Raw genomic sequence first — 20521 nt, 5'->3', positions numbered from 1 at the left:
ATTTTTAGTTAGCCTCTATCCCTTTCTAATTTCTGCACCTACTTCTTTTTCAAAGTTAAGTATTAATTTTTGTATCACCGAATCAATTTGTTTATCTGTTAAGGTTTTTTCCTCGTCTTGCAACTCAAAGCTCAAAGCGTAGGACTTCTTTCCCGCCGGCAACTTGTCACCTACATAAACATCAAAAACACCTACTGATTTGAGAAGTTTACGTTCGGTTCGTTCGGCTATATTCTTTAAAGCGTCGAAGGTTACTTGCCGATCAATCAATAGCGATAAATCTCTTCTTACCGCAGGAAATTTGGCTACTTCCTTATAGGTGATTTTATTTTTACGGATGGCCTTTAGTAGTAATTCCCAATTGAATACCGCGCAATATACCATGCCGTTCACATCGGCTTTTTTTAAAGCCTTTGTAGAAATTGCGCCAAATTTCACTAAGGTCTTTTGTCCTTTAACATATTGTAGGCCATATGAAAAATGCACGCTCTCCAAGTCTTCCGTTTTGAGATCGCGAATGTTAAGACGCTTCACTAAGGCATCAACTGCTGCTTTTATATCGTAAAAAGAAACGGGCTGCGACGGTTGGTTCCATTGCTGGGTATGTTGAGCGCCCGTAATGGTTAAACTTAATTGCTGTTCTTCTTCGTAAACGCCGTCTACCATATGATAAGTCTTCCCGAACTCAAATAATTTCAAATCGGGATTTTTTCGCTTTTGATTATATGCAACAGCTTCTAATGCGGAAAAGAGCAAGTTTTGTCGCATGACGTCCAAATCACTGCTTAAGGGATTTAGTATCTTAACCACTGTCTCTTCATTATCGGCATAGGCTAGTTTAGTAAGCGAGTTGGATAAAATCTCATTAAATCCATTGGCTATTAAAGTATCCGCAACAAGGTTCTGAATCACTTCTTTGTCCGGTTTTGCAGAAGTATTCAATGAAGCCTTGATTTGCTGCTTCATCTCGATATTATTATAACCGTAAATGCGCAAAACTTCTTCGGTAATGTCAACCTCCCGCGTCACATCAACTTTATAGGGCGGAACATAAACCGTCAAAACGCCTGCGTCTTTGCTTGCTATCTGTATTTGCAATGCCTGTAAAATATCAACAATATTTTCGTCAGTGATATTTTTACCGATCAAACGTCGAACGTTGTCCGGATTGACCTCAAAAACAAAAGGTTTTACCGGAGCAGGATAAATATCTGATATCTCGGAAGATATTTCTCCACCTGCGACTTCCACCATTAGCAACGCCGCCCGTTTAAGCGCATAAACGGTCATATCGGGATCTGTACCACGTTCAAATCGGAACGAAGCATCTGTTTTCAAGTTATGTCGCTTTGACGACTTTCTAATAGAAACGGCATCAAAATAGGCGCTTTCCAAAAACACATTCATAGTCGTTCCGGTAACGCCTGAATTTAGTCCGCCAAATACGCCAGCAATGCATAGGGGCTTCTCCTCGTCACAAATCATAAGATCTTCCGAAGATAGCTTACGTTCTACCTCGTCTAATGTAACAAAAGCCTCGCCTTCTTTTGCGTTGCGAACGATAATGTGACTACCTGCTACCTTATCTGCATCAAATGCATGCAGTGGTTGCCCTAGCTCGTGAAGGACATAATTGGTGACGTCAACAATATTATTAATGGGTCTTAAGCCAATTGCCCTTAGTTTTTCCTGTAACCACTCAGGTGAGTCGGCAACTTTTACGCCACTAATACTCAGGGAAGAATAACGCTTACAAGCATTGGTGTTATCCACAGTGACAGGCATCAAACGACCCGATCCCGCTTTGAAGGAGCTAATATCCGGCAACTTTACTTCCTGTCTCAAAACAGCCGCTACATCCCTAGCAACGCCTAAATGAGAGGCGGCATCAGCACGATTCGGCGTCAGCCCGATTTCGAAGCAATAATCGTCTTTTACACCGAAAAAATCTTTAGCCAAACTTCCAACGGGTGCGTCAGCGGGCAATACCATAATTCCTTCGTGCGATTTGCCCAAACCTATTTCATCCTCCGCGCAGATCATCCCTTCGGAAACTTCTCCTCTTATTTTCGATTTATTGATTTTAAAAGGCTCACCCTCCAATGGGTAAACCGTTGTACCAACGGTTGCTACTACTACTTTCTGGCCGGCAGCGACATTTGGAGCCCCGCAGACAATGTGTAATAAAGAAGCTTCACCGACATCGACCGTAGTAATACGCAGTCTATCAGCATTTGGGTGTTGCTGGCAAGTTTTCACCTCTCCGATCACTAAACCTGTCAAACCCCCAGGAATGCCCTGGATTTCTTCAACACCTTCAACTTCTAAACCAATATCTGTTAATATTTGTGAAAGTTCGTTCGGGTTTTTATCAGTAGATATAAATTGTTTGAGCCAGTTGTACGATATCTTCATGGAAATAGTCTGTTTTCTTTGCTTTTTTATTTCGACGTTGCTAGGGTGACAGATTAAATAAATATCGCCAATAAAAGTTTATTAAATCCAGACTCAATACGGAGGCTGCAATAAACAGGCTACCTGTTAATCGTCCCACCGGTTGCAACGCTAAAAATTGTTGCAAACTTAGCATATTTTTTATTTTTATCGTACTTTGAGATAAGATAGATCACGAATATTAACTTGAATTCGGTTACTAGATATCTCCATGATCTAAAAAGCTGTAATAGCCTTCATCGGAAATGATGAGATGATCCAGTACCCTAACGTCAAGCAGTTTCCCTCCCTCAACAATTTTCTTCGTCAGCTGTTTGTCTGCCATGCTTGGCCTCAGCGAGCCGGAAGGATGGTTATGGCTTAAGATCAAACCCGTTGCCTTTGCCTGCAATACCGCTTGGAACACACCCTTGGCATCAACAGCCACTACACCGCTCCCACCTTTGCTTATTAATTCCTTTGCAATTACCCTATTATTTGTATTTAATAACAGAATCCAGAATTCCTCATGAGATAGATCAGCATAAACCGATTGCAACACCTGATAGGCATCTTCGCTACTCTCAATTTGAGGCTTTAGTACCGAGGCATTCTCTTTTCTCCGTCGTCCCAGCTCCAAAGCAGCAATGATGGCAATAGCTTTCGCCTCTCCTATTCCCTTATAATTGCATAAATCTGCAAGGGTTAATCGCGCTAAGTCACTCAGGTTGTTTTCCACATCACTTAAAATACGCTTACTGAGCTCAACAGCGGTTTCCTCTTTTGATCCGCTGCCTATTAAAATGGCTATCAGTTCAGCGTCACTGAGTAAACGACGGCCATTTAATAATAACTTTTCTCTTGGTCTGTCTTGTTCTGCCCATTGTTTTAAACGCATTCTTTTGGTGTAGGTTTCCTGCATAATTTTAATTCTAAGGTTTAAAAAAGATTTTCAGGTTCAGTGAAATTTATAGGACTAAGATAGTAAATTTCGGTTGGAAATCCTCTCTCCTCCTCCCGATAGCTAAAACCCAAATCTTATAGTAGCAAATTCATCTAAGTTTACTATTTTAGGCCTTAATTTACGCAATTATAAGCAATGAACAAATTACTACAGTTAGGAATGTGCGCATTGATCGGCGGAACGCTATCGGCTTGTCAACACATTCAATCGAAAGAAGCAAAAATGGAAACACCGTCTTGGGTTGATTTATTCAACGGAAAAAACCTTGATGATTGGACGGTAAAGATTGCCAAACATGAGGTTGGCGAAAATTATGCTAACACGTTTCGGGTGGAAAATGGCGTTATCAAGGTAGGCTACGAAGGATATGATCAGTTCGACCAACAGTACGGACATATTTTTTATAATAAACCGTATTCTTATTATTTGTTAAGAGTTGAATATCGATTTGTTGGTGAGCAAGCAAAAGGCGGTGAAGGTTGGGCCTGGAGAAACAGCGGTATTATGCTTCATGGGCAGGAACCTCATACTATGTTAAAAGATCAAGACTTTCCGATTTCTCTTGAAGCACAACTTCTTGGCGGGAATGGAAAAGAAGAAAGAAGCACCGGAAATTTATGCACGCCGGGTACCGAGGTCGTTTATAAAAATGAGCAATATACGCCTCATTGTTTGAACTCTAATTCAAAGACCTATGCCGGTGATCAATGGGTTACTGCGGATGTGCTAGTGCTCGGTGATTCCATTATCAAACATATCATCAATCGTGATACCGTAATGGTTTATACCAAGCCGACGATAAATGGTGGTGGCGTTAGCAATTACGACCCTAAAGTGAAACAAGATGGGAAATTGCTGAGCAGCGGATATTTTTCCCTGCAAAGCGAAAGCCATCCAATAGAATTTAGAAAAGTTGCTATTATTGATTTAGAACCTTATGCTAAAGATCCAAAAAAGTTGGATGGTATATTGAAGGAAATTCGTGAAAGGGACACCAAATAATAAAAGGGGTTGTGGAAAAAATCCCAACCCCAAAAATCTTAAACTATATATCTTAAGCTAAACCGTTAACGAACTTCGTCAATTTAGACTTATTGTTAGATGCTTTGTTTTTATGAATCACGTTTTTCTTTGCTAAACGATCTAGCATTGATATTACACGAGGTAATAAAGTAGCAGCTTCTTCTTTCGAAGTTGTCGCACGTAATTTCTTAATAGCGTTACGCGTTGTTTTTGCTTGGTAACGATTTCTTAAACGCTTCGCAGCGTTAGCTCTAATTCTTTTAATTGAAGATTTATGGTTTGCCATTTTTTAGCCTTTAATCCTTAATGTTTTTTTTCGGACTGCAAATATAGAATTAAGATTTGGATATTACAAAAAAGTTTTAAAAAGAGTTTGAAACGAATCTTGCTTATGAATCGTATCCTGACATTTTTATTAGCCTGTACAACCATATTTTTCTTAAGTTCTTGGGGCTTTTATGCCCACAGAGAGATCAATCGCTTAGCCGTTTTCACTTTACCAAGCCAATTGGCTCCTTTTTACAAAAAACATCTGTTGTATTTAAGTGAACACGCGGTGGATGCTGACAAAAGAAGATATGCCAATGAATACGAGGCGGCCCGACACTATATTGACATCGATGCTTATGGAAGCCATCCATTTGATAGTTTACCGAAGCATTGGTCGGAAGCCGTCTCAAAGTACGGCGAGGATACGCTCAACAGCCATGGTATTGTGCCTTGGCAGATCGATCGAACCTACCGTCTTTTAACAAAAGCCTTTAGCGATGGCGAACTTTCGAAGATTCTACGATATTCTGCTGACTTGGGGCACTATATTGCCGACGCACATGTTCCACTTCATACGACGCACAATTACAATGGTCAATTGACCAATCAAGTCGGGATCCACGCGTTCTGGGAAAGCCGTCTTCCTGAATTGTTTGCTCATCAATATAATTTTATTGTCGGCCGTGCCCGGTATGTTGCAGATCCGCTAGATGAGGCTTGGAGAATCGTCCAGCAAAGTTTTTTACTCGTCGACAGCGTGTTGACTTTGGAATCTACGCTTAACGATCGGCATCCCAAGGAAAAAAAATACACCTATGAAAACCGGCTACGTACATTGGAAAGGGTCTATTCCCGTTCTTACTCAACAGCTTATCATCGATCATTGGGCGGAATGGTAGAAAGACAGATGAGGAAATCAATCTTAGCTACCGGCAGTTTCTGGTATTCGGCATGGATCGATGCCGGGCAGCCCGATCTGGAAAATCTTTTAAAAATTGATAGCCGCCACCTGGTTAATCCCGAAAAAGATAGCATCCCCCCTAATGGTAAAGCCTTTGGCAGGGAAGAATGGCAATAAGTAATCCGGACTACCTCTAATATTAAAACCGGACTACCTAATCTAACGTAATAGCTGTTTAATTTGCACCGGTTTCTACTATGAGAAACCGGAAGAAGCACTTTTAAAAACACCTAGCTGTCATGAGAGTTTTTACGTTTATAGTCTTTTGCCTCTTTACAAAGGCCCTATTAGCACAATCGCCCCTATCATCTATTGACACGGATACCGTAACTACTTCACTAAATGAAGTGATTATTAATGAAAATCGCCTTCAGACACCTTTTTCGGAACAAAACAGAAATATCAATATCCTAACGAAAGAGCAAATAAAGAATTTACCTGCGCGTTCGGTTAGTGAGTTGCTCAGCTTTATACCCGGTGTGGATGTTCGACAGCGAGGTCCGTGGGGTGCACAAGCGGATATCAGTATTGATGGGGGTACTTTCGAGCAAACGATGATTTTGATCAATGGTATTAAAGTAAATGATCCACAAACCGCACACCATTCCATGAATATCCCAATTCCTATCGGAGCCATAGAACGAGTGGAAGTTATCCGTGGGCCAGCGGCTCGTGTCTATGGTATAAATAGTTTAACCGGAGCCATTAACATCGTCACCCGAACACCTGATAACGATTTCTACGAGGGAACTGTCCAACTCGCTTCCAGTTTAAAAAGCAAGGAAGAAGGCCGCGGCCTTTATAACGGACGCACTATCCAATTGGGCACCGGATTCGCAGATAGTACTGCGACGCATCTCGTATATGGAAGTCATGATTCCGGAAATGGATATCGTTATAATACGCCCTACAATAACAGCAAGATTTTTTATCAAGGAAAGATAAAAAACCATCATGAGGGACTGTGGAACCTCATGGGAGGCTATACCTATAATAATTTTGGAGCCAATGCTTTCTACGCTCCGCCAAATGACAAAGAAGCAAAGGAGATTGTACAAACCGCCCTTTTTTCGCTTGGGTTTACCAGCAGCACTTTAAATCGATGGAAGTTTTCACCGCGACTGAGTTATCGATATAATTATGACGACTATCGTTACAACCAATATAATTTAAGCTTGTTCAGAAATTTACACCATTCTCATGTAGTTAACACAGAGTTCAATGCTACCTATGGCACAGGAAGGGGTGTATTAGGATTAGGTATAGAGTTGCGAAATGAATTTCTCATCAGTACGAATATGGGTGATCGACAACGAAATAACTATGGCCTGTACGCTGAGTATAAAACTGAATTTTCGGAACGGTTAACAGCTAATATCGGCGCCTATTTGAATTATAACACACATTTCGGCTGGCAGGTATACCCTGGCTTAGACTTGGGCTATAAATTAGCTCCTCATTGGCGTCTCTATATCAACGCGGGTTCGGGACAGCGAATTCCTTCTTTCACCGATCTTTACACCAATGGTGGAGGCAACGTTGGTAATCCTGATTTAAATTCCGAAAATGCTTGGTATACAGAAGGGGGATTAAAATATAACAATGAGCGTAGTTTTGTAAGCATCAGTTATTTTTACAGGAAAATAACTGATTTTATTGATTGGACAAGGGCTAACACCGATGAAAGTTGGCGTGCTTCCAATTTTATGCAAAATCAAGTGCAGGGTTTTAATGTAAATGCCAATTGGCAATTGAGCACCCTCGCTAATAGTAACTGGTATCTCGGTCTTGCCTATAATTACCTAGATCCCAAGGTAAAGGCAGTTTACCGGGATCCTGTTATGTCCAAATACGCCATTGAGAGTTTAAGGCATCAAGCAGCACTGCAATTAAGCTTTAGATCAGAACCTATATCATTCAGTATATCAGAACGTTTTGTTGAGCGGATAAGTTATAAAAATTATTTTTTAACAGATGTAAAACTGAGCTATAACTGGAAGAATTACAGACTGTTCTTAGACGCCAATAATATATTCGATACGAGCTATATTGAAGCATCAGCTATTCCGCTGCCGGGACGGTGGTTTAATCTCGGATTTAATTGCAGTTTCTAAATCTAAGTAAGAGGTCGTCCGGAAACTACTTTCTAGACGACCTCCTACTCTTTGATCTAGCGGATTCCTAGTATCTCTTTATTGAGTTTCTCATTCACCCCGGTAGAAGCAAAATCATCGAATGTTTTATCCGTTACTCGAATAATATGTTCACTAATAAACTTAGCCCCTTCTTTAGCACCATCTTCGGGGTGTTTTAGTGCGCACTCCCATTCCATAACAGCCCATCCGCTAAAATCGTACGCGGTGAGTTTACTAAACACTGACTTAAAGTCTACCTGACCATCGCCTAACGACCTGAATCGACCCGCACGTTCAACCCAACCCTGATATCCTCCATAAACACCTTGTTTACCTGTTGGATTAAATTCGGCATCTTTTACATGAAACATTCTAATACGCTCATGGTAATGATCTATATAGGCTAGGTAATCCAAGCATTGAAGTACAAAGTGAGATGGATCATATAAAAGACAAGCTCTTTTGTGGTTATCGACTTTATCTAGAAACATCTCGTAGCTAATACCATCATGTAGGTCTTCCCCCGGATGAATTTCGTAACATAAATCAACACCAGCTTCGTCAAATGTATTTAAGATGGGTAACCATCGATTAGCCAACTCTTTAAAGCCTTCTTCCACTAGACCCGCAGGGCGTTGCGGCCAAGGATACACGGTATGCCACAGCAAGGCACCGCTAAAAGTAGCATGCTCGGTAAGGCCAAGATGCTGTGAGGCTTTCGCTGCATATTTGAGCTGCTGAACCGCCCATTCGGTACGAGCTTTCGGGTTATTATGATACTTCTCCGGAGCAAAGCCGTCAAACAATTTATCATATGCGGGATTCACTGCTACCAGTTGTCCTTGTAAATGGGTTGATAACTCCGTAATCTCTAAACCGTAACTATTTACAAGCCCTTTTATTTCATCAGCATAGGTCTTGCTTTCAGCGGCTTTTTGCAAGTCGAAATAAGAAGTCGCCCATGTGGGAATTTGTATACCTTTGAACCCTAAATCTTTAGCCCACTTACAAATAGAATCTAGGGTATTAAATGGTGGATTTTCTCCAATAAATTGTGCTAAAAAAATGCCTGGTCCTTTAATTGTTTTCATCTATTATTTTTTTTAATTGCTGATGAGAGCTCGCGTAAATAATATTGCTCTATGTGTCAATATTATTTACGTCTCGGTTTCATTCCAAATTTTACTTTTTGTTGGCTTTTCTAATACTGAGGGTTCAATATATTACATTTTTTTGAGCAAACCAAAAACCCTGCTTATGGGGCAGGGTTTCCGAGTACATTTTTAAATATACCGATTAATCAGATTCTCCAAATATTCTTGTTTACCACTGATTGCTTTCGGTTCACCAAGCGAAATCGCCAGGTTTCGAAGATCCGCTAACGATAGCTTTCCTTCCTCATAGGCTTTGCCATCACCGCTATCGAAAGAAAGGTAGCGCTCTCTTCTTATTTTAGTATAGTCAGAGTTTTTCAAAATTTTGTCTGCCACTAATAAAGCACGTGCAAAAGTATCTGCGCCACCGATATGTGCGTAGAATAAATCGGCCGGATCGGTTGAGTTTCGTCTAATTTTAGCGTCAAAGTTAATACCGCCTCCAGCAAAACCACCCGCCTCTAAAATGATCAACAGGGATTCCACCAGTTCGTTGATATTATTCGGAAACTGATCCGTATCCCATCCATTTTGGTAATCGCCACGGTTAGCGTCAATGGAACCTAATAATCCCGCATCCGCAGCTACTTGTAGCTCATGCTGGAAAGTATGTCCTGCTAAGGTAGCGTGGTTCACTTCCAGATTTAGCTTAAAATCATTTAACAAGTCATATTGACGTAGAAAACCTATAACAGTCGCGGCATCGTAGTCATATTGATGTTTTGTAGGTTCACAAGGTTTGGGTTCAATGAAGAAGGTGCCCTTGAAACCTTGCGAACGTGCATAGTCTTTTGCTATATGTAACATCTTCGCCAAATGCTCCTGTTCCCTCTTCATGTCCGTGTTCAGCAAGGTCATATAACCTTCCCTACCACCCCAGAAGACATAATTTTCACCACCTAAAGCGATTGTTGCGTCGAGCGCCGCTTTGATTTGTGCGCCCGCGTGTGCCACTACATGGAAATCAGGATTCGTTGCAGCGCCGTTCATATAGCGTTTATGACTGAAGAGATTAGCCGTCCCCCATAGCAATTTTACGCCACTAGCCTGTTGTTTTTCTTTTGCATAAGCGACTAATTTTTGTAGACGTTCTTCATTTTCCATAACATTATCTCCATAATCCACTACATCTACATCATGGAAGCAATAGTATGGCATGTCAATTTTGGTAAAGAACTCAAATGCGGCATCCATTTTGTCTTTTGCCCGCTGAATTACGTCTGCGTGCTCATCCCACGGAAACACATGCGTTTGACCACCAAAAGGATCCGAACCCGTTCCGTTGAATGAGTGCCAATAGGCTACAGCAAAGCGAAGATGCTCTTTCATGGTTTTACCTCCTACTACCCGGTTAGGATCGTACCAACGATAAGCTAATGGGTTATCACTTTCCGGACCTTCATACTTTATTTGTCCGATTCCTTTAAAATACTCGCGTTCTCCAATAATAATTGACATATGATATCTATTTATTAGTTTATTATAATACATTATTTCAGTTGATTCTCTAATAGATGCAGCCATTGACCATATTCCTCCTCATAGTTCCAGTTGGGATTTGGTTCAATTACCCTAAGTGCTTTTGCGTTTTGAAAAGCCTCTTTCGATGAATTAAAAACGCCGGCACCAATACCTGCTCCAAGCGCAGCTCCAACACTGCCATCGTTATTGTAAAGTTCGACGGGGGTATCCGTTACGTTCACAAAAATCTGTGTGAATAGGTCACTTAAAAATAAATTAGCTTTACCCGCACGTATCACCTCGGGAGACATACCGTTCTCTCTCATAATATCAAGACCATATCGAAAAGCAAAGGCAATTCCCTCCTGGCTAGCTCTAAATACATGTTCACGCTGATGCTTATTTAAATCCAGATTGGCTAAGTGCGCACCAAGTATACGGTTTTCCAAAATCCGTTCGGCACCATTTCCAAATGGCAGTATCTTAAGTCCATCGCTTCCTAAGGAAACTGTCGAAGCCAGCCTATTCATATCCTCATAATCAAGTCCCTTTCCGAATTGTTCTTTAACCCATCTATTTAAAATCCCCGTGCCGTTTATACAAAGCAATACACCAACCTTCGGGTCATCTAACCCGTAATTGACGTGAGCAAATGTATTCACACGCGAGAGGCGATCATAAACAAGTTGGTCACTTACACCATAAATAACGCCGGATGTGCCTGCCGTTGCGGCCACCTCTCCCGGATTTAAAACATTTAAGGATAATGCATTATTAGGCTGGTCTCCTGCCTTATAACTTATAGGAATACCGGCAGCAAGACCCAATTTATCGGCTATCTCCTTGCTAAGCCTGCCGTGTTCCCCGAAAAGGGGTGCCACTGTTGGTATTAGATCTTCTCTAAAGCCAAAATAGTCCATAAGTTCTTTGGATAATCGCTTGTTCCGAAAATCCCAAAATATCCCTTCAGAAAGAGCTGAAATACTTGTCGTAATGGTTCCTGTTAATTTCATGGCAATATAATCGCCTGGAAGCATTACTTTATATACGCTATCATATAGAACTGGTTCATATTCTTTTATCCATCCCAATTTAGCAGCGGTGAAATTTCCGGGAGAATTGAGCAAGCTAGCAAGAGCGGCTTCTTCTCCTAATGCACGAAAAGCCTTCTCTCCTATTGAAACAGCCCGACTGTCACACCAGATAATCGCGTTACGAAGATTATTTAACGCTTTGTCAACCATGACCAATCCATGCATTTGATAAGCAATACCAATAGCCTTAATATCTTGCGGGTTATAACATTTTTGATTGTTTAATGAGCGGATCGCTTGTTGAACATGCTCCCACCACATATCGGGTGATTGCTCCGCCCAGCCTGCCTCGGGAGTTAAAATCGCTGTCTCCTCTTCTTCGGGATATCTTAACGAGGCGACACAGCTTTGCTTGTCAGCGTCTACCACTGATATCTTAATAGCAGATGTTCCAATATCTATTCCTAATAATAACATAGATCTCCAGTTTACTTAGGTTAATGCTAACGTTGGCATAAAAATAGAACTAAAGAATGAAAATTGCAATAGGCAGCGTATTATTTTATTGTTTTTGGCTTCACAATGATATCGCCCGCTGCTATATAGCAAAATTGCATATCACCTTCATTTTTTCTATGTTTGATAAATTATTTCGTATATTTTCTATAATAGCCGTGGATCTTTGCTTTGGTGGTCTAGTTCCGGCAACCCAAGTTTAAATATTATATTACCGAATGAAGAAAGTCACTATACTGGATATTGCCAAAGAACTGAACATCACATTTTCAACTGTTGCAAGGGCCTTAAATGATCATCCTGCTATTAGTAAATCAACAAAAGAAGCTGTAAAGAAGACAGCCGAGAAACTAGGGTATAGTAAAAACAAGATTGCCTCTTCGCTACGTTCGGGCAAAAGTAATATCATCGGTGTCCTCGTCCCTTCGTTGGACGTTAGTTTCTTCAGCTCAGTGGTACATGGTATTGAATCTATTATGAACCAACATGGATATTCGATACTTTTATACCAATCGCAGGAATCCTATAAAAAAGAGGACAAAGGTATTGAAACGCTGCTTAATTCGCGTGTTGATGGCATCATTACCTCATTTGCTATCGACCGTGAAGATAGTACCATCTTTGAGGAAATTATCTCGAAAAATATTCCGCTTACGTTTTTCGATCGTGCGTTATATCAATTGAATGCACCGTCCGTTACTATAGACGATTACAAAGGTGGCTATATGGCAACAGAACACCTCATCCAATCTGGGTATAAAAAGATCATCCACATTACAGAAACAAGGGATCTATCCATTTTTAAGGAACGTCTAAAAGGTTATTTAGATGCTTTGAAAGCCTATAATATTCCCGTTAACGAGGATTTAATTCTTAAGGGCAACTTATCGCTTAATTTCGGTAAAGACTGTGTAAAGGAGTTGACAAGCAGAGGCATCGACTTTGATGCTATTTTTACACTAGAAGACTTTACTGCTATGGGAGTTATACAGCAGTTAAAATCACAACAGATCAGAATACCGGAAGAAGTAGGTGTAATAGGCTTTGCCAACGAAGCTTTCGGCAGTCTGGTTACGCCATCTCTTTCAACCATTGATCAACAAACGCATTTGATGGGACAAGAGACAGCACAGTTATTTTTGACGATGTTAAAAGAGGGAAGTTTTTATAAAATGGCCCCGCAAAGAATCAAGCTTGACCCCTTACTAATCGTAAGGGAAAGTTCAAAAGGCCCACAACTTTAATCTAACTCTAATATACTTATAAAGTATTCCTAATAAGGCGTGCCTCATCTTTGCTGCATTATAATGAATGATAATGACGGCAAAGACACCTATTCTATTGGTTATATTTTTTCTTTCTTCCATTTGTAGCGTCTCTTACGGACAGATAAAACCGGATACGCTCCGCATATATCCCGAAGAAGCGGAACAGCTATTTCTTCGCAATAACTTATCATTGATAGCCGAACGATTAAATATCGATCAGGCAAATGCTTTGATACTGCAAGCGAAAGTTTGGCCAAACCCAAACTTGAGTATTGATGAAATCAACTTGAATCGCAATTCTACATCCGAATCCATTCCGCCTCTATTCGGAAGCTTTGCGCGCAATCAACAATTTACCGTACAACTCGAACAATTGATCTTAACGGCTAGGAAAAGAAAGAAAAACATAAGCCTTGAAGTCAGCAATAAACAATTAGCGGAAAATACGTTCATCGATTTTTTACAATCATTAAAAGTAGAGTTTAGGGCGCTTCTGGCTAATTTATTATTTAATCAGGAAACTTTTTCGGATCTGGAACGACAAGCACAGCTCGTTAACAAGCTAGTAAAGGCACAGGAGGTGCAACTGCAGGAAGGAAATATATCGCAAGCCAGCTATCTACGCCTCAAGGCGCTTGGAATTGAGCTGCTCAGTGAACTTAATGAAACTAGCGAAGAACGCAATAAGTTGCAATCAAATCTAAAAACGCTTATGGCCATTAGTGGTTCTACCTTCATTGTACTAAATGACAATAAACTTAACGAAAAGACGATTAATAAATGGTCCGATATGCCCTATACGGCATTGCTTGAAATGGCTGATCATCATAACAGTCAACTTAAGATTGCCAATAGTCTAAAAGAAGTTTCATCATCTACATTGGCTGTTGAAAAAGCAAAAAGGATTCCAGACCTGACTGTTAATTTAAACTATGATCGCAATGGTTCTACGATGTTCAATTTTTTCGGTGCCGGTATTTCGTTCGATTTACCCTTGTTTGATAGAAACAAAGGCAATATTAAGTATGCCACAATTGAGATGAAAAAGCAGGAGCAGTTGACGGAGGAAAAGAGAAACGCCATTCGCAATCAGCTGGACGAGACCTACAAAAACATCCGCCAGCGGATTCAGCTTTATAGAAGTTTCGATGCCAATTACCTTGTTCAGTTAGAAAAAATGCAATCATCTATCGCCAATAATCTACTCAGCCGCAACCTGAGCCTGCTTGAATTTCTTGATCTCTTCGATTCATTTAAAAGCAATAAACAATTGTACTACAAAACGAAAAGGGATATTCAATTACAGGCTTGCGAACTGACCTATATAATTGGCAAGGATCTGTAGCTGGATAGGAAAAATTGAATAGGTATGAGAAAGTAAGCTTCAACTAACATATTAACCAAGTTTATTCAAAGCGCTTCGGCGCTGAAAATAGCATTTATAGATAAGTACCTTAAACAGGTGATACATAAACAAATTCATTCTAATGAGAAAAAGTATAATATTTATTTCGTTCATTATAGCCTTAGGTGTAAGCTCTTGTAATTCAAGTAAAGAAAGCAATGGAGGTCAAGAAGAAGAAAACATAAAAAAAACCTGTTTGAACGATGATCTTAAAAAAATAATATCAACCGAGACGATCCGAACAAGCGTTGAAAACAAGGAAATTCTCAAACTTACCGGAAGTGTTAGCTATGACGAAGATAAAGTTTACAAATTTGTACCGCTATTAAGCGGTGTGGTGCAACATGTGGGATTCAGCCTTGGCGACTATGTGAAGAAAGGTCAGATATTACTTGAAATAAGCAGCACAGACCTGAATGATATGGTTGCCGGTTTGAATGAAGCCGAACTAAAATTAAAAATTGCACAAAGACAATTAAGCGCAACCCAAAATTTATATGCCGATGGCGTAGCTTCGGATAAAGAAATTTTAGAGGCACAGGCTGATGTAAGTAATGCACAATTCGAAATTAAAAAGACCAAAGCAAGCTTAGATATCTTTGGTGGCAATATTGAAAAAGGAGTACTGGTTATCCGCTCAAAGAATGATGGGTACATCGTGGAGAAAAATATTGTAAATGGTCAGCAGATAGAAGCGGGAGGAGAACCGCTGTTTGTAATTGGCGATTTGAGTAGGGTTTGGGTAAAAGCTAACGTGTATACCGGCAATATTAGTAGTGTACGAAGGGGACAATCTGTCAATATAGAAACAACAGCCTATCCAAACAAGCATTTTAATGGGGTTATTAATCGTATTTCCAATGTAGTGGACCCAAACGAACGTGTTCTGAAAGCCATTATTGAGCTAGACAATCAAGACTTACTATTAAGACCGGAAATGATGGCTACCATTGATGTTTACTTAGATCATCAAGTTCACAGCATGGCCATTCCACATAACGCCGTTATTTTTGATAATGAAGCGTATCATCTTATTAAATACAATAACGATTGTGATTTAGAGGTGGTGGATTTTACACCTAGCTATGAAGACAATCATTATTATTATGTGTCTGATGACCACCTTCATGACGGTGATCGTATTATTGGTAAAAACAGTTTATTAATCTATAACCGATTGATCGGAAGATAACAATTTGTTCTAAGTTATTTTAAGCGCTATCCCCTACTCATACTTTATTTCAAATGATTAAACTTGTAGAGAAGATTGTTGGTTTTTCACTGAAGAATCAACTGATTGTTTTCTTTTTTGTGGCCCTCTTGATAGCCGCCGGCGTCTATGCGTATAAACATACTCCTATAGAGGCCTTTCCTGATGTTACCAATACACGTGCACGGATCATCACGCAATGGCCCGGGAGAAGCGCCGAAGAAATAGAAAAGTTCATTACTTTGCCGATAAGCAAGGAAATGAACACCATTCCCGGTAAAACAGAAGTCCGCTCCATATCACTTTTTGGCCTATCTGTGATCACTGTCAATTTCAAAGATCATATAGAAGACTTTTACGCCCAACAGTATACAGCCAACCGGTTGCGTGCTGTTGATCTACCCGAAGGGGCTGAAGCAGAAATAGAGCCGCCCTATGGGGCAACCGGCGAGATTTTTAGGTATGTAATTAAAAGTGAAAAAAAGATTCCGATTAGAGAGTTATCTGCATTGCAAAACTGGGTTATTGAAAGAGAACTTTTATCCGTAGATGGCGTGGCAGACATTGTTAGTTTCGGTGGTGAGGAAAAGATATTTGAAATAAGAGTTAATCCCGCTGAGTTAGCAAACTATAATTTGACGGCTCTTGATGTATATGATGCGGTAGAAAAGAGCAATATTAATGTGGGAGGCGATGTCATTCAAAGGGGCGATCAAGCCTATGTGGTTCGGGGCGTTGGTTTACTTGACAAGGTAAGTGATATCGCCAGTATATTGATAAAAAATGTAAACGGGGTCCCCGTACTGGTAAAAAATGTGGCCGACGTCCAGATTAGCAGCAAACCAAGATTAGGTCAGGCCGGATTAAATGAACAAGACGACCTGATCGAAGGCATCGTCGTGATGTTACGGGGCGAAAACCCAAGTGAAGTTATTGAACGATTGAAAGAACGTATACAGGATTTAAACGATCGTATACTGCCGAAAGGTGTTAAAATTGAAGCTTTTCACGATCGCACGCATCTTGTGGAGAAAACGGTAGATACTGTAACGCATAACTTGATTGAAGGTATTGTACTGGTATCCGTTGTCATATTCTTATTTCTATTTAACTGGCGTACAACCGTAATCGTTGCTTCCGTCATCCCACTGGCGTTTCTGTTCGCAATTTTGATGCTGAGGATCCAGGGTTTACCCGCCAATTTAATTTCAATTGGTGCTATTGATTTCGGATTACTTTTGGAAGGTACGATGGTTATTGTAGAGCACGTATATGTAAGTCTCGACAAAAAGGCGAAGCTATTGGGAATGGAACGCTTCAACAAAATTGCTAAAGGAGGCATTATAAGAAAAAACGCAAAGGGCGTCGCAAAATCTATCCTTTTTGCCCAAATTATATTGATCATCGCACTGATGCCGATTTTCACTTTCCAGAAAGTTGAAGGCAAGATGTTTGCACCCTTAGCTTTCACTTTGGGTTATGCACTTTTAGGATCGCTTTTATTATCGCTCACCTACGTTCCGGCCATGTGCAAGCTCTTATTGAATACCCATGTGGTGGATCGGCACAATCCCGTTGCCGAGTTCTTTCGTCGGCTCATTTTCAATTGCTATCAATTTGCCCACAGGCATATCAAAACAACCTTGTTCTTATTTGCTTTGCTTTTAACAATTTGCAGCATCGGCTTTACCAAAATTGGTACAGAATTCATACCTGAATTGAATGAGGGTGCCATCTATATACGAGCAACCCTACCAAATAGCGTAAATCTCGACGAATCGGTACGTTTAACCAAAGAAATGAAAGAAAAATTGAGAAGATTTCAGGAAGTGAAGTTTATACTGACACAAACAGGACGACCTAACGATGGAACGGACCCAACGGGTTTCTTCAATATAGAATTTCACGTGCAGCTAAAGGACGACAACGAATGGCGAAAAAACATAACGAAAGAAGACCTCCTGGAAGAGATGGAAGCAACGCTTAATGTTTATCCGGGGATTAATTTCGGCTTTAGCCAACCCATTATGGATAATGTGGAGGAGTATGTTGCCGGTGTTAAGAGTTCTTTAGTGGCAAAAGTATACGGTGATGATCTATACAAATTAGAACAAATTGCGGATAGTATCGCCAAAAGCCTGAATCAGGTAAAGGGGATTGAAGATCTATTAGTTTTTAGAAATATTGGCTTACCGGAATTAAGAATACGCTTGAGTGAGGCCAGAATGGCACGATACGGTGTTTCCATGCGTGACGCACAAGCCGTTGTTGAAATGGCTATTGGAGGAAAGGCGGCGTCTACCTTTTATGACGGAGAAAAGATGTTTGATATTCGCGTACGCTATGATAAGCCCTTTCGGGATACAGAAGAACAGATTAAAAATATTTTAGTTCCCTCAATCGACAATGCTAAAATTCCGCTCTACGAAATTGCTGACATCGGGTATCATTCAGGCCCTGCCTTTATTTATCGGCAAGGGAACTCGCGCTATATTGCCGTCGGCTTTTCAGTCAGGGGACGTGACCTGGGCAGCGCAATTAAAGAAGCACAGGATAAGGTAACGAAACAAGTGTCTCTCCCCTCATCCTACAGATTAGAGTGGGCGGGTGATTTTGAAAACCAACAACGCGCTTTAAGTAGACTGGCCGTTATAGTGCCTGTGTCTCTGCTGCTAATAGCCTTTCTTTTGTACTTAAACTTTGGCAACTTAAAGGATACACTCATTTCGTTAATAACCATTCCTTTTGCCTTTATTGGTGGCTTCATATCTTTATGGTTAACAGGAACCATTTTTGGTATTTCTGCCGGTATTGGTTTCATTATTTTGTTCGGTGTAGGAACAATTGATGGAATTATTCTTATTTCAGTTATGAAAAGCAATTTAATCAAAGGCAAAGATCTATCAAATGCTATTTCGGAAGGAGTATATGACCGAATTAGACCGGTGTTTATGATTGCTATTATGGGATCATTAGGTTTATTACCAGCTGCCCTTTCTCAGGGAATGGGTTCTGAAATACAGAAACCCTTAGCCATCATGATCGTTGGGGGGCTCTTAATCTGCATGATACTGAGCCTTGTTGTTTTACCACAGGTATTTTACCTGGCCTATAAAAAGAAAAAGTAATAATCGATTAAAGCAGCGTACCCTTTAGAATCGATGTCGCCACGGTGAAATAGATGACCAACCCCGTAACATCCACTAAAGTAGCAACAAAAGGAGCCGATGACGTGGCGGGATCGGCTCCCAATTTTCTTAAAATAAAGGGAAGCATGGAGCCAACCAAAGAACCCCATAATATCACTCCTACCAGGGATAGGCCTACGACCATACTGATTAAAAACCAGTCTTGCCCATATTCGCCGAAAAGATGATAACCGAATATCCGCAATAAGCCAAGCACACCTAAGATAACGCCTAATATGACACCGGATATCAATTCCCTTTTAAAGACTCTAAACCAATCAGATAGATTAACCTCTCCCATAGCCATCGCCTGGATAATAAGAGCAGAAGCTTGCGAACCGGTATTCCCTCCACTTGAAGTAATCAAAGGAACAAAGGTCATCAATACAACGGCTGTCGCCAATTGTACCTCATATTTTTCAATAACGGTAGCTGTAAATAGCTGACCGATAAACAACACCATTAACCATGGAGCCCGTTTTTTTACCAGATGCCAAATTGATACGTCCAAATAAGGCTCGTCCAGCGCTTCGGACCCCCCCATCCGTTGTATGTCCTCAGTATACTCTTCATTAGCTATCCACAACACATCGTCCACCGTCACGATCCCCAACATAATTCCCTGCTTATCAGTTACGGGTAGAGCCACCCGGTTGTTCATCCTAAATATATTGATAGCTTCTTCTTGTGGATCGAAAGCATTAAGGGCGATTAATCGATTATCCATTAGATCGGCAACCTTTACATCGGGAGCGGACAAAAGTATTTCGCGGATTCGGATATCGTCAAGTAACACGCCTTTATCGTCTATCACGTAAATGACGTCAATGGTTTCGGAGTCTTTCCCATATTTACGTATGTGTTCCAGTGCTTGCGCCACGGTAAAGTCTTGTTTCACCGTTACGTAGTCCGGTGTCATCAATCGACCTACACTATCCTCGGGATAACCCAATAATGTCAGAGCCTCCTTTCTATCCTCAGGCGGCATTAATATAATCATCTTCTTCACGGCGTCGCCGTGAAGTTCGCTAAAGAAAGCTGTTCGATCATCCGGGGGCAACTCGTTGATCAGTTCAGTTATTTTTGCACCGGATAGTTTCTTTATAATTCGCTCTTGCGTAGGGAAATCTAAAATCCTAAAGACATTAACCGCTCTATTGATACTGAGCGTCTCAATAAATGTAGAACCATATTCGGGCAGTTCGTCGATGAGATCTTCTACCTCGGATATATTTAGGCTATCCAGATATTCTTGTAGCTGTTCCTTATCACCTTCGGCAATCAATAATTCTATTTGTTCTACCAGAGTGTCCAGGTTATTCTCCATACAAAAGCCCTCAAGTAAAGTTTTTACATAAAAATTCTATTTGCTGCAAAAGTCGCCTTTTTTATTGAATAATCTCAAGGTAATTTATACATTTCACCTAAAAATAAATTTACCCTTAATGCTTCATAAAGCTCATTTTCATTGCCCTCGCTTTAAGTACTGACATAGGAGC

Annotated in this window: 14 protein-coding genes; 7 read left to right on the top strand and 7 right to left on the bottom strand. The window is 40.5% G+C overall.

Features of this window, described 5'->3' with window-relative positions:
* Positions 1–15: 15 nt before the first annotated feature.
* Both pheT and radC read right to left on the bottom strand, forming a co-directional pair.
* Positions 16–2415 (bottom strand): phenylalanine--tRNA ligase subunit beta, encoded by a 2400-nt coding sequence (gene pheT, locus E0E36_RS09820; protein WP_130855793.1) that lies wholly within the window; start codon positions 2413–2415, stop codon positions 16–18.
* Between the two features lie 238 nt (positions 2416–2653).
* On the bottom strand, positions 2654–3355 hold the full coding sequence (gene radC / locus E0E36_RS09815) for a RadC family protein (RefSeq protein ID WP_013667208.1): 702 nt from the start codon (positions 3353–3355) through the stop codon (positions 2654–2656).
* Between the two features lie 177 nt (positions 3356–3532).
* Between radC and E0E36_RS09810 the strand changes: the two genes are divergently transcribed.
* Complete coding sequence (locus E0E36_RS09810) at positions 3533–4399, top strand: 3-keto-disaccharide hydrolase (protein ID WP_130855792.1); 867 nt, start codon at positions 3533–3535, stop codon at positions 4397–4399.
* 52 nt (positions 4400–4451) lie between these two features.
* Here the strand turns inward: E0E36_RS09810 and rpsT are convergent, their stop codons facing one another.
* Positions 4452–4706 carry a 30S ribosomal protein S20 gene (gene rpsT / locus E0E36_RS09805; protein ID WP_013667210.1) on the bottom strand — a complete coding sequence of 85 codons (255 nt, stop codon included), beginning with the start codon at positions 4704–4706 and terminating at the stop codon, positions 4452–4454.
* 105 nt (positions 4707–4811) lie between these two features.
* Here rpsT and E0E36_RS09800 point away from each other — a divergent pair, with 105 nt between their 5' ends.
* Together E0E36_RS09800 and E0E36_RS09795 are read left to right on the top strand one after the other, a co-directional pair.
* Entirely contained in the window at positions 4812–5768 is a 957-nt protein-coding gene (locus tag E0E36_RS09800; RefSeq protein WP_242627171.1) for a zinc dependent phospholipase C family protein, read from the top strand.
* 122 nt (positions 5769–5890) lie between these two features.
* A complete protein-coding gene (locus E0E36_RS09795) occupies positions 5891–7765 on the top strand; it encodes a TonB-dependent receptor plug domain-containing protein (RefSeq protein ID WP_130855790.1) in 1875 nt (624 codons plus the stop codon).
* A gap of 56 nt (positions 7766–7821) precedes the next feature.
* Here E0E36_RS09795 and E0E36_RS09790 read toward each other — a convergent pair whose 3' ends face one another.
* From E0E36_RS09790 to E0E36_RS09780, 3 genes are all read right to left on the bottom strand, one after another.
* Positions 7822–8877: a sugar phosphate isomerase/epimerase family protein gene (locus tag E0E36_RS09790; RefSeq protein ID WP_130855789.1), complete on the bottom strand. Its 1056-nt coding sequence runs from the start codon at positions 8875–8877 to the stop codon at positions 7822–7824.
* Between the two features lie 192 nt (positions 8878–9069).
* The gene (gene xylA / locus E0E36_RS09785) at positions 9070–10398 is read right to left on the bottom strand and encodes a xylose isomerase (protein WP_130855788.1); all 1329 of its coding nucleotides are present in this window, start codon (positions 10396–10398) and stop codon (positions 9070–9072) included.
* Positions 10399–10430: 32 nt separating this feature from the next.
* On the bottom strand, positions 10431–11912 hold the full coding sequence (locus E0E36_RS09780) for a xylulokinase (RefSeq protein ID WP_130855787.1): 1482 nt from the start codon (positions 11910–11912) through the stop codon (positions 10431–10433).
* Between the two features lie 257 nt (positions 11913–12169).
* Here E0E36_RS09780 and E0E36_RS09775 point away from each other — a divergent pair, with 257 nt between their 5' ends.
* From E0E36_RS09775 to E0E36_RS09760, 4 genes are all read left to right on the top strand, one after another.
* On the top strand, positions 12170–13195 hold the full coding sequence (locus E0E36_RS09775; RefSeq protein ID WP_130855786.1) for a LacI family DNA-binding transcriptional regulator: 1026 nt from the start codon (positions 12170–12172) through the stop codon (positions 13193–13195).
* A gap of 73 nt (positions 13196–13268) precedes the next feature.
* Positions 13269–14564: a TolC family protein gene (locus tag E0E36_RS09770; RefSeq protein ID WP_165446954.1), complete on the top strand. Its 1296-nt coding sequence runs from the start codon at positions 13269–13271 to the stop codon at positions 14562–14564.
* A gap of 142 nt (positions 14565–14706) precedes the next feature.
* Complete coding sequence (locus E0E36_RS09765; RefSeq protein WP_130855784.1) at positions 14707–15816, top strand: efflux RND transporter periplasmic adaptor subunit; 1110 nt, start codon at positions 14707–14709, stop codon at positions 15814–15816.
* 53 nt (positions 15817–15869) lie between these two features.
* Positions 15870–18962, top strand: coding sequence for an efflux RND transporter permease subunit (locus tag E0E36_RS09760; protein ID WP_130855783.1), 3093 nt, complete (start codon positions 15870–15872; stop codon positions 18960–18962).
* A gap of 7 nt (positions 18963–18969) precedes the next feature.
* On the opposite strand, the gene mgtE is transcribed toward E0E36_RS09760, so the two are convergent.
* Positions 18970–20349 carry a magnesium transporter gene (gene mgtE / locus E0E36_RS09755; RefSeq protein WP_013667221.1) on the bottom strand — a complete coding sequence of 460 codons (1380 nt, stop codon included), beginning with the start codon at positions 20347–20349 and terminating at the stop codon, positions 18970–18972.
* Between the last annotated feature and the right edge of the window lie 172 nt (positions 20350–20521).

The organism is Olivibacter jilunii (assembly GCF_900607235.1).
GTDB lineage: Bacteria > Bacteroidota > Bacteroidia > Sphingobacteriales > Sphingobacteriaceae > Olivibacter > Olivibacter oleidegradans.
This window is presented reverse-complemented; position numbering and strand designations above follow the sequence as displayed.

Bases quoted from the DNA above. Each gene is read 5' to 3' on its own strand.
- pheT (WP_130855793.1), bottom strand. From the start codon at position 2,415: ATGAAGATATCGTACAACTGGCTCAAACAATTTATATCTACTGATAAA.
- radC (WP_013667208.1), bottom strand. From the start codon at position 3,355: ATGCAGGAAACCTACACCAAAAGAATGCGTTTAAAACAATGGGCAGAA.
- E0E36_RS09810 (WP_130855792.1), top strand. From the start codon at position 3,533: ATGAACAAATTACTACAGTTAGGAATGTGCGCATTGATCGGCGGAACG.
- rpsT (WP_013667210.1), bottom strand. From the start codon at position 4,706: ATGGCAAACCATAAATCTTCAATTAAAAGAATTAGAGCTAACGCTGCG.
- E0E36_RS09800 (WP_242627171.1), top strand. From the start codon at position 4,812: ATGAATCGTATCCTGACATTTTTATTAGCCTGTACAACCATATTTTTC.
- E0E36_RS09795 (WP_130855790.1), top strand. From the start codon at position 5,891: ATGAGAGTTTTTACGTTTATAGTCTTTTGCCTCTTTACAAAGGCCCTA.
- E0E36_RS09790 (WP_130855789.1), bottom strand. From the start codon at position 8,877: ATGAAAACAATTAAAGGACCAGGCATTTTTTTAGCACAATTTATTGGA.
- xylA (WP_130855788.1), bottom strand. From the start codon at position 10,398: ATGTCAATTATTATTGGAGAACGCGAGTATTTTAAAGGAATCGGACAA.
- E0E36_RS09780 (WP_130855787.1), bottom strand. From the start codon at position 11,912: ATGTTATTATTAGGAATAGATATTGGAACATCTGCTATTAAGATATCA.
- E0E36_RS09775 (WP_130855786.1), top strand. From the start codon at position 12,170: ATGAAGAAAGTCACTATACTGGATATTGCCAAAGAACTGAACATCACA.
- E0E36_RS09770 (WP_165446954.1), top strand. From the start codon at position 13,269: ATGACGGCAAAGACACCTATTCTATTGGTTATATTTTTTCTTTCTTCC.
- E0E36_RS09765 (WP_130855784.1), top strand. From the start codon at position 14,707: ATGAGAAAAAGTATAATATTTATTTCGTTCATTATAGCCTTAGGTGTA.
- E0E36_RS09760 (WP_130855783.1), top strand. From the start codon at position 15,870: ATGATTAAACTTGTAGAGAAGATTGTTGGTTTTTCACTGAAGAATCAA.
- mgtE (WP_013667221.1), bottom strand. From the start codon at position 20,349: ATGGAGAATAACCTGGACACTCTGGTAGAACAAATAGAATTATTGATT.